This is a genomic window from Streptomyces sp. NPDC048111, from assembly GCF_043202815.1.
GTDB lineage: Bacteria > Actinomycetota > Actinomycetes > Streptomycetales > Streptomycetaceae > Streptomyces.
Genome location: NZ_JBIDBD010000025.1, coordinates 60,218 through 73,540 on the forward strand (window position 1 = coordinate 60,218; position 13,323 = coordinate 73,540).

Consider the following 13,323-nt stretch of genomic DNA (forward strand, 5'->3'; position numbering starts at 1 on the left):
CAGAAGTCACCAAAGCCTGCTGACAACCCTTCTCGCATACTTGTCGGTAACAACATCTAGCCGGGGCCGCCGCACCGCCCCTACGGTGCAGGCATGTCGCCGAACCTGCCCGATGTCGTGCTGTGGTCGATACCCGCCTTCGTGCTGCTCACCGTCGTGGAGATGGTGAGCTACCGGCTCCATCCGGACGAGGAGGCCGCGGGGTACGAGACGAAGGACGCCGCCACCAGCGTCGGCATGGGCCTGGGCAGTCTCGTCTTCGACGCGTTGTGGAAGATCCCGATCGTCGCGATCTACACCGCGGTCTACGCGCTGACCCCGCTCAGCATCCCCGTCCTGTGGTGGACGCTGCCGCTGATGCTGCTCGGGCAGGACTTCTTCTACTACTGGTCGCACCGCGGCCACCACGTGATCCGGATCCTGTGGGCCTGCCACGTGGTGCACCACTCCAGCCGCAACTTCAACCTCACCACCGCGCTGCGACAGCCCTGGACGACCTGGACCGTCTGGCCCTTCTACGTGCCGCTCATCGCGCTCGGCATGCACCCGGCCGTGCTCGCGTTCTGCTCGTCGGCCAACCTCGTCTACCAGTTCTGGGTGCACACCGAGCGGGTCGGCAAGCTGCCCCGGCCCTTCGAGTTCGTCCTCAACACGCCCTCCCACCACCGGGTCCACCACGCCTCCCAGGGCGGCTACCTGGACCGCAACTTCGGGGGCATCCTGATCATCTGGGACCGGATGTTCGGCTCCTTCACCGCCGAGACCGAGCGGCCCGTGTTCGGGCTCACCAAGAACATCTCGACCTACAACCCGCTGCGCGTCGCCACCCACGAGTACGCCGCCATCGCGCGCGACGTACGGGCCGCGAGCAGCTGGCGGGAGCGGGCCGGGCGCGTCTTCCGCGGCCCCGGCTGGCAGCCGCGGAGCGCGCCGGCCGGCGCTGCCGGGGCGGGCACGGGCTCGGGGCCCGACGCCGCCGCGCCCGTGTCCTCCGCGAGCGCCGCACCCGCCGTGCCGGAGCGCGCCGTATGACGCGACCCGGCGCGGACGCCGCCCCGCGCCGCACGGCCCCGGGCGCGCCCCCGCCCGTACGGGGCGGCGGGCCGGGGCCGCGGCACGGCGCGGCGGTCACCCCGCTGCTGCTCGCCTTCGCGTTCGCCTGCCTCGTGGACCTCGGCTCGCTCCTCGCCGGATGGCACACCGGGCACCTGGTCGCCAAGCCGCTCCTGATGCCGCTGCTCGCCGCGCACGTGTACGCGAGGGGCGGCCCCGGCCTGCTGATCGCCGCGCTGCTGTGCGGCTGGGGCGGCGACGTGTTCCTGCTCTCGGGCGCCGACCCCGCGTTCCTGCTCGGCATGGGCTGCTTCGCCGCCGGGCACGTCTGCTACCTCGTCCTGTTCGGGCGCGGCAGGACACACCCCGGGCTCGGCGCGCTCTACGCGGTCGCCCTGGTCGCCACCGTGGCGGCCCTGTGGCCCGATCTGCCCCCGGACCTGAGGATCCCGGTCGCCGGATACAGCCTGCTGCTGACCGCGACGGCCTACCGCTCCTCCCGGCTCGGCCCGCTCGTGGGCGCCGGCGGCGCGCTGTTCCTGCTCTCCGACACCCTGATCGCCACCGGCGTCGCCGACTGGCCGCAGGCGCCCCGCCCCGACTTCTGGATCATGCTGACCTACCTCGCGGCACAGCTCCTTCTGGCGCAGGCGTACCGCGAACGGCCGTCCCCCGCTCCCTGACCGCCACCAGGCCGCGCACGCGCAAAGGGGCCGCCCGGCAAGCGGACGGCCCCCTCAACTCGCGCGCTACCGAACGGCGTTGAGGGCGTCGGCGATGCCCGCCCCGTAGAAGCCGTTGTAGTGCTTGCCGCCCTTGCAGACCGCGTCGGGCGTGCCGTCACCGTCGATGTCGTACGGCGTCGTGCACGCCGTGGCGTTCGCCTGGAGGGTGAGCAGCGTCTTGATCGCCGCCGCCGAGGCGTGCGGGTGCCGCGACTTCAGCAGGGCCGCCACGCCCACCACGTGCGGCGTCGCCATGGAGGTTCCGGCCATGTACGCCCACGTGCCGCCGGGCACCGGGCCGAGGATCAGGCCGCTGGTGGCGGGGGCCTGCGGTGCCTGGTACGCGGTCGAGTCGCCGCCCGGCGCCGCGATGTCGATCACGCCGAGACCGTAGTTGGAGAACGACGACTTGAGGCCCTTGGCGCCGGTCGCCGCGACCGTCACCACGCCCGGCAGCTGGGTCGGGATGTCCAGGCACTCACGCGGGTCGATGACCCGGCTGCCCGGAGTGGTGTCGTTGGGGCTCGACGCGTCGGTGATCGAGGGCGACGTGAAGTCGTAGTTCTCGTTGCCCGCCGCGGCCACGTTGACCGTGCCCCTGGACTCGGCGTACCGGGACGCCCGGGTGATCGCCTCGACCAGCGCCTTCTGGTCGGGGTCGTTCTTGCAGTTGAAGTACCAGGGGTCGGTGTAATAGCTGTTGTTCGTCACGTCGATGTGGTGCTCGGCCGCCCACACGAAACCGCAGACCACGGCCTCGGTGTAGAAGAAACTGCCGCCCTGCGTCGACACCTTGATCGCCGCGACCTTCACGCCCGGCGCCACCCCGGTGATGCCGACGCCGTTCTTCGCGCCGGCGATCTCGCCCGCCACATGCGTACCGTGCGGCGAGCCGCCGGTGGTGAAGGGCCGCCAGGCGCCGTCGGTGGTGTCCGGCTTGCCGCTGATGCAGCTGACCGACTTGGCGCGGTCGAAGTTGGGCGCGATGTCCGGGTGGGTGTCGTCGACCCCCGTGTCGATCACGCCGACGGTCACCCGGGAGCTGCCCAGCGTCTTCTCGTGCGCCTTGTCCGCCCTGATCGCCTTCAGGTCCCACTGGAGCGGCTCCAGCGGGTCCTCGCCCGGCGCCGCCTTCACGGCCGCCGCCTTGAGGTCCTCGGCGGTCAGCCGCTTCGGCGTGCCCACGTCCGTGGTGGACTGCGCCGGCAGCGGCGCGGTCCGCGAGGCGCCGGCCGATTCGACGCCCCGCACCGTGCGGATCCGCTGCGCGAAGTCCGCGTTCGCGGAGTGCACGACGAGCACGCCTATCCGGTCGTACACCTGGAGCACCGAGCCGCCCGCCTGGGTGACCGCTCTCTTGATCCGGGCCGAATTGCCCTGCCCGGGACGGACGTTGACGATGTAACTCAGCTCGGGCCCGGTGGTGGCCGCCGCCTTCGCCGGGGCCGGCGCGGCCGGTGCGGCCGTCGCGGTGCCGGGGAGCAGCGCCAGCGCGACGGCGGTGGCCAGACCCGCCGACGCGGCTACGGCGCGGCGCGTACGGGAGATGTGCAACGTCATGGGGTCTCCATGGGGTTGGCGGAACTCTCGTTACGGAGCAGTGAAGCTATCGCCGATCATCGCGGCGCATCAACGGCTTCGGCCGAGTTCGCGTGGAAAGTCGCGCCGCCGCACCGGGAGCCGCACACGACGCGCCGGCGCCCGGGGGATGCGCCACACAGAAAAAACGGCCGGACTGAACCGAGACGGCCCGCGCCCCGTGCCGTTGTCAGGGGGACCGCATCCGACCCGGACCAAGGACCCCCATGTCCGCATTTCCCCTGCCCGCTTCACCAGCACCGCGAGGAGACTCCGTGCCCACCGACGCGCCGCCGCCCGAAGCCGGGGCGGCCCCCCGAGCCGCCCAGCCCAGTACCGAGGCATTCGTCGCGGAGCAGCAGAGCGCGGAATTCGGCGAACTCCGCCGCGCCCACCGCTCGTTCGCGTTCCCCCTGACCATCGCCTTCATCGTCTGGTACCTGCTGTACGTGCTGCTGTCCAGCTACGCGGGCGGCTTCATGGGCACCAAGGTCATCGGCAACATCAACGTGGCCTTCGTCTTCGGCCTCGCCCAGTTCCTCACCACCTTCCTCATCGCCTGGTTCTACGCACGGCACGCGGCGGCCAGGCTCGACCCCCGGGCCGAGGCCATCAGGAACCGCATGGAGGCCGACGCATGAGCCACGCCCTGATCCCGCTCGCCGCCTCCTCGACCACCGAGCACCGGCCGCTGATCATCACCCTGTTCGCGGTGTTCGTCGCCGCCACGCTCGCCATCACCGTGTGGGCCGGCCGCCAGACCAGGAACGCCTCCGACTTCTACGCCGGCGGGCGCCAGTTCACCGCCTTCCAGAACGGCCTCGCGGTCTCCGGCGACTACATGTCCGCCGCGTCCTTCCTGGGCATCGCCGGGGCCATCGCCCTGTTCGGCTACGACGGCTTCCTGTACTCCATCGGCTTCCTCGTCGCCTGGCTGGTGGCCCTGCTCCTGGTCGCCGAGCCGCTGCGCAACTCCGGCCGCTACACGATGGGCGACGTGCTGGCCTACCGGATGCGCCAGCGCCCGGTGCGCACCGCGGCCGGCGCCTCCACCATCGTCGTCTCGATCTTCTACCTGCTCGCGCAGATGGCCGGCGCCGGCGTCCTCGTCTCGCTGCTGCTCGGCATCACCACCGACGCCGGCAAGATCCTCATCGTCGCCCTCGTCGGCGTCCTGATGATCGTGTACGTCACCATCGGCGGCATGAAGGGCACCACCTGGGTGCAGATGGTCAAGGCGGTCCTGCTCATCGCGGGCGCCGTCCTCATGACCTTCCTGGTGCTGCTCAAGTTCCACTTCAACGTCTCCGACCTGCTCGGCAGCGCCGCCGAGAAGAGCGGCAAGGGCGCGGCGTTCCTGGAGCCGGGACTCAAGTACGGCGTCAGCGGCACCTCCAAGCTGGACTTCCTCTCGCTCGGCATCGCCCTGGTGCTCGGCACCGCCGGCCTGCCGCACATCCTGATCCGCTTCTACACGGTGCCCACCGCCAAGGCCGCCCGTAAGTCGGTGAACTGGGCGATCGGCATCATCGGCGCCTTCTACCTGATGACCATCGCGCTCGGCTTCGGCGCGGCGGCCCTGGTGGGCCCGGCCGCCATCAAGGCGCAGAACCCGGCCGGCAACACCGCGGCCCCGCAGCTCGCCGAGTACCTGGGCGGCGGCGTCGGCACCACCGGCGGCGCGACCCTGCTCGCGGTGATCTCCGCGGTCGCCTTCGCGACCATCCTCGCCGTCGTCGCCGGCCTCACCCTCGCCTCGTCGTCCTCGTTCGCGCACGACATCTACGCCAACGTCATCCGCAAGGGGAAGGCGACCGAGAAGGAGGAGATGCGGGCCGCCCGCTGGGCCACCGTCTTCATCGGCGCCGTCGCGATCCTGCTGGGGGCCTTCGCCCGCGACATGAACGTGGCCGGTCTGGTCGCGCTCGCCTTCGCGGTGGCCGCCTCCGCGAACCTGCCGACCATCCTCTACAGCCTGTTCTGGAAGCGCTTCACCACCCAGGGCGCCCTGTGGTCGATCTACGGCGGCCTGTTCAGCTCGGTGTTCCTCGTCCTGTTCTCACCCGTCGTCTCCGGCAACCCGAAGACCTCGATGTTCAAGGGCGTCGACTTCCACTGGTTCCCGCTGGAGAACCCGGGCCTCATCTCGATCCCGCTCGGCTTCCTGCTCGGCTGGATCGGCTCGCTGCTCTCCAAGGAGGAGCCTGACTCCGGCAAGTACGCCGAGCTGGAGGTCAAGTCCCTGACCGGCGTCGGCGCCCACTGAGCCGCCCGCCGGCCGTGCGTCCGCACGGCCCGTGGCCGAGGCCGTGTCGTAGGACCCTACGACACGGCCTCGCCGCACCTCGTGACAATCGGCCCCTCCGGTTGCCGCACGTCTCGCGTAGGCTCGGGTGCATACACATCCGGCAGCCCTCCGCACGGACCGCGGCCGAACCTCGACGGACAGGGGAGGGGGCCCACAAGTGCTCATCGACACCTACGGCCGGGTGGCCACCGACCTGCGCGTCTCGCTCACCGACCGGTGCAATCTGCGGTGCACGTACTGCATGCCCGAAGAAGGCCTGCAGTGGCTGGCCAAGCCCGATCTGCTGACCGACGACGAGATCGTCCGGCTCATCCGCATCGCCGTCACCGACCTCGGCATCACCGAGGTCCGCTTCACCGGCGGCGAGCCGCTGCTCCGTCCCGGCCTGGTCGGGATCGTCGAGCGCTGCGCCGCCCTCGAACCGCGCCCCCGGATGTCGATCACCACCAACGGCATCGGACTCAAGCGCACCGCCGCCGCCCTGAAGGCGGCCGGGCTCGACCGCGTCAACGTCTCGCTCGACACCCTGCGGCCCGAGGTGTTCAAGACACTGACCCGCCGCGACCGCCACCACGACGTCATCGAGGGCATGCGCGCCGCCCGGGACGCGGGGCTCACCCCGGTCAAGGTCAACGCCGTCCTGATGCCGGGCCTCAACGACGACGAGGCGCCCGACCTGCTGGCCTGGGCCGTCGAGCACGACTACGAGCTCCGCTTCATCGAGCAGATGCCGCTCGACGCCCAGCACGGCTGGAAGCGCGACGGCATGATCACCGCCGGTGACATCCTGGAGTCCCTGCGCACCCGCTTCACCCTCACCCCGGAGGGCGACGACGAGCGGGGCTCCGCGCCCGCCGAGCGCTGGGTGGTCGACGGCGGCCCGCACACCGTCGGCGTCATCGCCTCGGTGACCCGCCCCTTCTGCCGGGCCTGCGACCGCACCCGGCTCACCGCCGACGGCCAGGTGCGCACCTGCCTGTTCGCCCGCGAGGAGTCCGACCTGCGCGCCGCGCTGCGCTCGGACGCGGGCGACGAGGAGGTCGCCCGGCTGTGGAAGCTGGCCATGTGGGGCAAGAAGGCCGGTTCCGGTCTGGACGACCCCTCGTTCCTCCAGCCCGACCGCCCGATGTCAGCGATCGGCGGCTGACCCGGCCGACTCCCACTCGGCGAGCGTCACCACGTCCTTCAAGAAGCCGCGTACGCCCAGGAATTGGGACAGGTGCTCCCGGTGCTCCGCACAGGCGAGCCACGTCTTGCGGCGCTCGGGGGTGTGCAGCTTCGGGTTGTTCCACGCCAGCACCCACACGGCATCGGTGCGGCAGCCCTTGGCGGAACAGCAGGGGGTCTCGGCGCTCGTCTCGTCACTCACAGAGACATTGTGCGCCATCCGGCCGCCGCGCGGCCCCGGGAAAAAGGCGACGCCGAGCAGCCACGGGGGGAGCTGCCCGGCGTCGGTCCGTCGCTCCGACGGGGGATGCGGAGCGCCTACGAAGTATGTCATGGGGGACCCGGTGTGGTGCACCGGAACTTCATGATTGATCTGAGGTTTTCCTGAGCTTCGCGGACGGTGACGGATCAGCCGTGATCGCGTGAACGCCCCTGCGGGTCGCCGGCCGCGGCACCCGGGGCCGACGGCGCGGGGCCGCCCGCCGGAGCCGCCCCCAGCGCCGGCCGGACGGGCGGCGGAATGAAGGTCGACGGCAGCGAAGTGACGTTCTCCCGGCCCGCGTTGGCGATCACGACCGCCACGTACGGCAGCAGGGCGCCCAGAGCGAGCGTCACCACGGCGACGGGCCGCTCGACGTTCCACAGCACCGCCGTCAGCACCACCGAGAGGGTACGGATCGACATCGAGATCACGTAGCGGCGCTGCCGGCCGCGGACGTCCTCGTCGAGCGACCGGCGGGCCCCGGTGATCCGGAAGACCTGGCCGCTGCTCTGCTTCCGCATCACGCTCCACCACCCGAATTCCACAGCGGGCCCTCCCCGGCCCGGACTGCTCTCACCGTACGCCCGCGCCGCGCCGCGATCGAGACCGGGGCGGGTGCGAGCCGGGCGGACGGGGTGGTACCGGCCCCGTACGGGCGTATCCGACATGCGCCGTACCGAGTACGGGCTGACACTGGCGGGACCTGCTCACGTCGAGCCGTACTTAGGAGGCAGCCATGGGCTGGTTGTGGGCCATCATCGTGGGATTCGTGCTCGGTCTCATCGCCAAGGCGATCATTCCCGGCAAGCAGCACAGTCCGCTCTGGCTGACCACCATCTTCGGCATCATCGGCGGCATCGTCGGCAACTCGATCGCCCGCGCCATCGGCATCGCCGAGACCAAGGGCATCGACTGGGGCCGGCACGGCCTCCAGATCGCGGCCGCCGTCGTGATCGTCTTCCTCGGCGACATGCTCTACATGGCGGTGCGGGGCAACAAGCAGAGAGCCTGACGGCACACGAAAGGGGCGGTTCCGCGAGGGAACCGCCCCTTTCGCGTGCCCGCGCCTCAGCCGGCGACCAGCTCGACCGCCGCCAGGTTCTTCTTGCCGCGGCGCAGCACCAGCCAGCGCCCGTGCAGAAGCTCCTCGGCCGTGGCGACCGCGTCCTCGGCCGTCACCTTCACGTTGTTCACGTAGGCGCCGCCCTCCTTCACGGTGCGCCGGGCCGCCGACCTGCTGGCCACCAGACCCACCTCGGCGAACAGGTCGGTGACCGGGCCGAGCTCGGACACCTTCGCGTTCGGCAGCTCGGACAGGGCGGCGGCCAGCGTCGCCTCGTCGAGATCCGCCAGCTCGCCCTGGCCGAACAGCGCCTTGGACGCGGCGATGACGGCCGCGCACTGGTCGGCGCCGTGGACCAGGGTGGTGAGCTCCTCGGCGAGGGCCCGCTGCGCGGTGCGCGCCTGCGGACGCTCCTCGGTGAGCTTCTCGATCTCCTCCAGCTCCTCGCGGGACTTGAAGGAGAGGATGCGCAGGTACGTGGAGATGTCCCGGTCGTCCACGTTCAGCCAGAACTGGTAGAACGCGTACGGCGTGGTCATCTGCGGGTCGAGCCAGACGGCGCCGCCCTCGGTCTTGCCGAACTTGGTGCCGTCCGCCTTGACCATCAGCGGTGTCGCCAGGCAGTGCACCTGGGCGTCCGGCTCCAGGCGGTGGATCAGGTCGAGCCCGGCCGTCAGGTTGCCCCACTGGTCGCTGCCGCCCTGCTGGAGGGTGCAGCCGTAGCGCCGGTACAGCTCCAGGAAGTCCATGCCCTGGAGCAGCTGGTAGCTGAACTCCGTGTAGCTGATGCCCTGTTCGGACTCCAGGCGGCGGGCCACCGAGTCCTTGGTGAGCATCTTGTTGACCCGGAAGTGCTTGCCGATGTCGCGCAGGAACTCGATCGCGGACATGCCCGCGGTCCAGTCCAGGTTGTTGACCATCACGGCCGCGTTCTCGCCCTCGAAGGACAGGAACGGCTCGATCTGGGCGCGCAGCCGGTTCACCCAGTTCGCGACCGTCTCCGGGTCGTTCAGGGTGCGCTCGGCCGTCGGCCGCGGGTCACCGATCTGGCCGGTCGCCCCGCCCACGAGCGCCAGCGGCCGGTGCCCGGCCTGCTGGAGCCTGCGGACGGTGAGGACCTGCACCAGGTGGCCGACGTGCAGACTGGCCGCGGTCGGGTCGAAGCCGCAATAGAACGTGACGGGACCGTCCGCGAGAGCCTTGCGCAGGGCGTCCTCGTCGGTGGACAGCGAGAACAGCCCGCGCCACTTCAGCTCGTCGACGATGTCCGTCACGGTGGTGGGTCTCCTCGTGGTGATGGGGGTGGAAGAGGCCAGTCTAGGGGGGTCACACGCCCCGGCTGACCGAGCTCATGTTGAAGTCGGGGATGCGCAGGGCGGGCATCGCGGTACGGGTGAAGTAGTCGTTCCACTCGCGGGGCAGCGTCCGGCCGGTGCGCCCCGCCTCGGTGGCCCGCGACAGCAGGTCCACCGGCGACTCGTTGAACCGGAAGTTGTTCACCTCGCCGACCACCTCGCCGTCCTCGACGAGGTAGACCCCGTCCCGGGTCAGTCCGGTCAGCAGCAGCGTCGCCGGGTCCACCTCGCGGATGTACCACAGGCACGTCACCAGCAGGCCCCGTCCGGTGGCGGCGACCATCTCGTCCAGGGTGTGCTCGCCGCCGCCGTCCAGGATCAGGTTGCCGGCCGAGGGCGCGAGCGGCAGGCCGGTCAGGTCGGCGCTGTGCCGGGTGGTGACCAGGTTCTCCAGGCGGCCCCCGCGGATCCAGTCGGTCGCGGTCAGCGGGAGGCCGTTGTCGAACACCGACTGGCTGTCGCCCGAGGAGTGCGCCACCAGGAACGGCGCGTATTCGAGGCCCGGCTCGTTCGGATCGCTGCGCAGGGTCAGCGGGAGCGGCGAGAGCGTCTCGCCGACGCGGGTGCCGCCGCCCTGCTTCGAGAACACCGTCCGGCCCTCCGCGGCGTCCCGGGCCGCCGCCGACCAGATCTGGTAGATCAGCAGGTCGGCCACGGCCGTCGGCGGCAGCAGCGTCTCGTACCGCCCGGCCGGCAGCTCGACGCGGCGCTCGGCCCAGCCCAGCCGGCGGGCCAGCTCCTCGTCCAGGGCGCCGGGATCGACGTCCTTGAAGTCCGCGGTCGCCCGCCCCGCCCACGCCGAACGGGTGCGGTCCGGGGACTTGGCGTTGAGCTCCAGGGTGCCGGTGGGCTGGTCGTGGCGCAGCCGCAGGCCCGTGGACGTGCCCAGATAGGTGGAGGTCAGCTCGTGGTGGGCGAACCCGTACAGCTCGCGGCCGCCCGCCCTGGCCCGGGCGAAGGCCTCGCCGAGGGCGGGCGCGAAGTCGGTGAACACCGCGGAGGTCGTTTCGGCCGGGGCGTCCGTGAAATCGGCCGACGCCGGGGCCGCGCCGACCAGCGGCCGGGCGTCCTCGGCGGGCCCGGCGGCGCGCGCGGCCGCCTCGGCGGCGCGCACCAGCGGCTCCAGGTCGTCGGCGGTCACCGCCGAACGGGACACCACGCCGGAGGCGGTGCCCTCGGATCCGTCCACCGTCGCGATCACGGTCAGGGTGCGCCCGCGTGTGACGCCGTTGGTGGTCAGCGCGTTGCCGGCCCAGCGCAGGTTCGCCGAGGAGTGCTCGTCGGCGATGACGACGCAGCCGTCGGCGGTGGACAGATCGAGGGCCCGCTCGACGATCTCGTGCGGCTTGACGGTCGTACGCGAGCTCATCGCCCGGCCTCCTGGGTGGTGTTCAGGATGTTGACGCCCCGGAACAGGGCGGAGGGGCAGCCGTGGGAGACGGCGGCGATCTGGCCCGGCTGGGCCTTGCCGCAGTTGAAGGCGCCGCCCAGGACATAGGTCTGGGGGCCGCCGACCTTCTCCATGGAGCCCCAGAAGTCGGTGGTGGTGGCCTGGTAGGCCACGTCGCGCAGCTGGCCGGCGAGCCGGCCGTTCTCGATGCGGAAGAAGCGCTGACCGGTGAACTGGAAGTTGTAGCGCTGCATGTCGATCGACCACGAGCGGTCGCCGACCACGTAGATGCCGCGCTCCACCCCGCCGATCAGGTCCTGTGTGGAGAGCCCGCCCGGGTCCGGCTGGAGCGAGACGTTCGCCATCCGCTGCACCGGGACGTGCCCGGGGGAGTCGGCGAAGGCACAGCCGTTGGAGCGGCCGAGGCCCGTCAACTTCGCGATGCGGCGGTCGAGTTGATAGCCGACGAGAGTGCCGTCGCGCACCAGGTCCCAGGACTGCGCCGCGACGCCCTCGTCGTCGTAGCCGATGGTGGCGAGCCCGTGCTCGGCGGTGCGGTCGCCGGTCACGTTCATGACCTGCGAGCCGTACGCCAGCGTGCCGAGCTGGTCGAAGGTGGCGAACGAGGTGCCCGCGTACGCCGCCTCGTAGCCGAGCGCCCGGTCCAGTTCGGTGGCGTGGCCGATCGACTCGTGGATGGTCAGCCACAGGTTGGACGGGTCCACCACCAGGTCGTAGAGCCCGCCCTCGACGCTCGGCGCCCGCATCTTCTCGGCCAGAAGCGAAGGGATCTCCTCCAGTTCCGCGTCCCAGTCCCAGCCGGTGCCGGTCAGGTACTCCCAGCCGCGTCCGGCCGGCGGCGCGATGGTGCGCATCGAGTCGAACTCGCCGGTGGTGCGGTCCACCGCGATGGCGGTGAGCTGGGGGTGCAGCCGCACCCGCTGCTGGGTGGTCACGGTGCCCGCCGTGTCCGCGTAGAACTTGTTCTCGTGCACCGTGAGCAGGGACGCGTCCACGTGCTCGACCCCGGGCGCGCCGAGCAGCCGCGCGCTCCAGTCGGCGAGCAGCGCGCTCTTGTCCTCGTCCGGCACCGAGAACGGATCGACCTCGTAGGACGAGACCCACGTCTTCTCCGAGTGCACCGGCTCGTCCGCGAGCTCGACCCTCTCGTCGGACCCGGCAGCCGCGATGACCTGCGCGGACAGTTTGGCCATGGCCACCGCGCGCGAGGCGACCTTGGCGGCCGCGTCCATCGTGAGGTCCACGCCGGAGGCGAACCCCCACGCCCCGCCGTGCACCACGCGCACCGCGTAGCCGAGGTCGGTGGTGTCGGAGGATCCGGCGGGCCGGGCGTCCCGCAGCCGCAGCGCGGCGCCGCGCACCCGCTCGAAGCGGAAGTCGGCGTGGACGGCGCCCAGCGCGCGGGCGCGCGCGAGCGCCGCGTCGGCGAGTGCCCGCAGGGGCAGCGCCGTGAAGGCTTCGTCGATGGAATGGGTCCCAGCTGGCACAGCGCTCTCCCCTGTCGTACGGACCGGTCGCCCCCGATCATGTCGCGCCGCGAGGGCCTCTGACTACGTCTTTCTGTAGGGACCCGACAGCACTCGTTCCACGCCACTGTCAGGGCTCGATTCCTCGTAAGTCGGGCGGGACCGATAGTTTGCGTGGAGTACGAATCCGCCTATCGAAAGGGTGATCCGTTGAGCCGCTCGGTTCTCGTCACCGGAGGTAACCGGGGCATCGGCCTCGCCATCGCCCGCGCTTTTGCCGACAGCGGCGACAAGGTCGCGATCACGTACCGCTCCGGAGAACCGCCGGCCGCCCTGACCGAAAGGGGCTGTCTGGCCGTCAAGTGCGACATCACCGACACCGAGCAGGTGGAGCAGGCCTACAAGGAGATCGAGGACAAGCACGGTCCCGTCGAGGTCCTGGTCGCCAACGCCGGCATCACCAGGGACCAGCTCCTGATGCGCATGACCGAGGACGACTTCACCTCCGTCCTCGACACCAACCTCACCGGCACCTTCCGGGTGGTCAAGCGCGCCAACCGCGCCATGCTGCGGGCCAAGAAGGGCCGCGTGGTGCTGATCTCCTCGGTGGTCGGACTGCTCGGGTCGGCCGGCCAGGCCAACTACGCCGCCTCCAAGGCGGGTCTCGTCGGCTTCGCCCGGTCGCTCGCCCGTGAACTCGGTTCCCGGAACATCACGTTCAATGTCGTCGCACCCGGTTTCGTCGACACCGACATGACCAAGGTGCTCACCGAGGAGCAGCGCGCGGGCATCGTGTCCCAGGTGCCGCTCGGCCGCTACGCGCAGCCCGAGGAGATCGCCGCCGCGGTGACGTTCCTCGCCTCCGACGACGCCTCGTACATCACTGGAGCCGTCATCCCGGTTGACGGCGGATTGGGCATGGGTCACTGATCACC

Annotated in this window: 13 protein-coding genes; 7 read left to right on the forward strand and 6 right to left on the reverse strand. The window is 71.1% G+C overall.

All coding sequences use genetic code 11. The annotated features are described in order from the left end of the window. The first annotated feature begins 93 nt into the window (after positions 1-93). Positions 94-1,032, forward strand: a complete 939-nt coding sequence (locus ACGF3I_RS28400) for a sterol desaturase family protein (protein ID WP_393136859.1) — start codon at positions 94-96, stop codon at positions 1,030-1,032. Then, a complete protein-coding gene (locus ACGF3I_RS28405) occupies positions 1,029-1,736 on the forward strand; it encodes a lysoplasmalogenase (RefSeq protein ID WP_393136861.1) in 708 nt (235 codons plus the stop codon). The genes ACGF3I_RS28400 and ACGF3I_RS28405 overlap by 4 nt, the downstream gene beginning before the upstream one ends. Before the next feature lie 66 nt (positions 1,737-1,802). Here the strand turns inward: ACGF3I_RS28405 and ACGF3I_RS28410 are convergent, their stop codons facing one another. Next, a complete protein-coding gene (locus ACGF3I_RS28410; RefSeq protein ID WP_393136863.1) occupies positions 1,803-3,338 on the reverse strand; it encodes a S8 family serine peptidase in 1,536 nt (511 codons plus the stop codon). Between the two features lie 293 nt (positions 3,339-3,631). Between ACGF3I_RS28410 and ACGF3I_RS28415 the strand changes: the two genes are divergently transcribed. The 3 genes from ACGF3I_RS28415 to moaA all read left to right on the forward strand — a co-directional run bounded on the left by ACGF3I_RS28415 (position 3,632) and on the right by moaA (position 6,811). Beyond that, a complete protein-coding gene (locus ACGF3I_RS28415) occupies positions 3,632-3,997 on the forward strand; it encodes a DUF485 domain-containing protein (RefSeq protein WP_393136865.1) in 366 nt (121 codons plus the stop codon). After that, entirely contained in the window at positions 3,994-5,622 is a 1,629-nt protein-coding gene (locus ACGF3I_RS28420) for a cation acetate symporter (RefSeq protein ID WP_393136867.1), read from the forward strand. Before ACGF3I_RS28415 ends, ACGF3I_RS28420 begins: the two co-directional genes overlap by 4 nt. 199 nt (positions 5,623-5,821) lie before the next feature. After that, complete coding sequence (moaA, locus tag ACGF3I_RS28425) at positions 5,822-6,811, forward strand: GTP 3',8-cyclase MoaA (protein WP_393136869.1); 990 nt, start codon at positions 5,822-5,824, stop codon at positions 6,809-6,811. On the opposite strand, the gene ACGF3I_RS28430 is transcribed toward moaA, so the two are convergent. Continuing rightward, entirely contained in the window at positions 6,794-7,051 is a 258-nt protein-coding gene (locus tag ACGF3I_RS28430) for a hypothetical protein (protein WP_393136930.1), read from the reverse strand. The genes moaA and ACGF3I_RS28430 overlap by 18 nt on opposite strands. Positions 7,052-7,239: 188 nt before the next feature. Then, complete coding sequence (locus tag ACGF3I_RS28435; RefSeq protein WP_393136872.1) at positions 7,240-7,614, reverse strand: DUF3099 domain-containing protein; 375 nt, start codon at positions 7,612-7,614, stop codon at positions 7,240-7,242. A 215-nt stretch (positions 7,615-7,829) separates the two neighbouring features. Here ACGF3I_RS28435 and ACGF3I_RS28440 point away from each other — a divergent pair, with 215 nt between their 5' ends. Continuing rightward, complete coding sequence (locus ACGF3I_RS28440) at positions 7,830-8,105, forward strand: GlsB/YeaQ/YmgE family stress response membrane protein (RefSeq protein WP_362723360.1); 276 nt, start codon at positions 7,830-7,832, stop codon at positions 8,103-8,105. 56 nt (positions 8,106-8,161) lie between these two features. Here the strand turns inward: ACGF3I_RS28440 and tyrS are convergent, their stop codons facing one another. From tyrS to ACGF3I_RS28455, 3 genes are read right to left on the reverse strand one after another with little or no spacing between them, the layout of a single operon-like run. Beyond that, the gene (tyrS, locus tag ACGF3I_RS28445) at positions 8,162-9,430 is read right to left on the reverse strand and encodes a tyrosine--tRNA ligase (protein ID WP_393136874.1); all 1,269 of its coding nucleotides are present in this window, start codon (positions 9,428-9,430) and stop codon (positions 8,162-8,164) included. Positions 9,431-9,482: 52 nt separating this feature from the next. Beyond that, positions 9,483-10,880: a metallopeptidase TldD-related protein gene (locus ACGF3I_RS28450; protein ID WP_393136876.1), complete on the reverse strand. Its 1,398-nt coding sequence runs from the start codon at positions 10,878-10,880 to the stop codon at positions 9,483-9,485. Then, positions 10,877-12,388 carry a TldD/PmbA family protein gene (locus ACGF3I_RS28455; RefSeq protein ID WP_393136932.1) on the reverse strand — a complete coding sequence of 504 codons (1,512 nt, stop codon included), beginning with the start codon at positions 12,386-12,388 and terminating at the stop codon, positions 10,877-10,879. The genes ACGF3I_RS28450 and ACGF3I_RS28455 overlap by 4 nt, the downstream gene beginning before the upstream one ends. A 210-nt stretch (positions 12,389-12,598) precedes the next feature. On the opposite strand from ACGF3I_RS28455, the gene fabG reads away from it, so the two are divergent. After that, a complete protein-coding gene (gene fabG, locus ACGF3I_RS28460; protein WP_393136878.1) occupies positions 12,599-13,318 on the forward strand; it encodes a 3-oxoacyl-[acyl-carrier-protein] reductase in 720 nt (239 codons plus the stop codon). Positions 13,319-13,323: the final 5 nt, after the last annotated feature.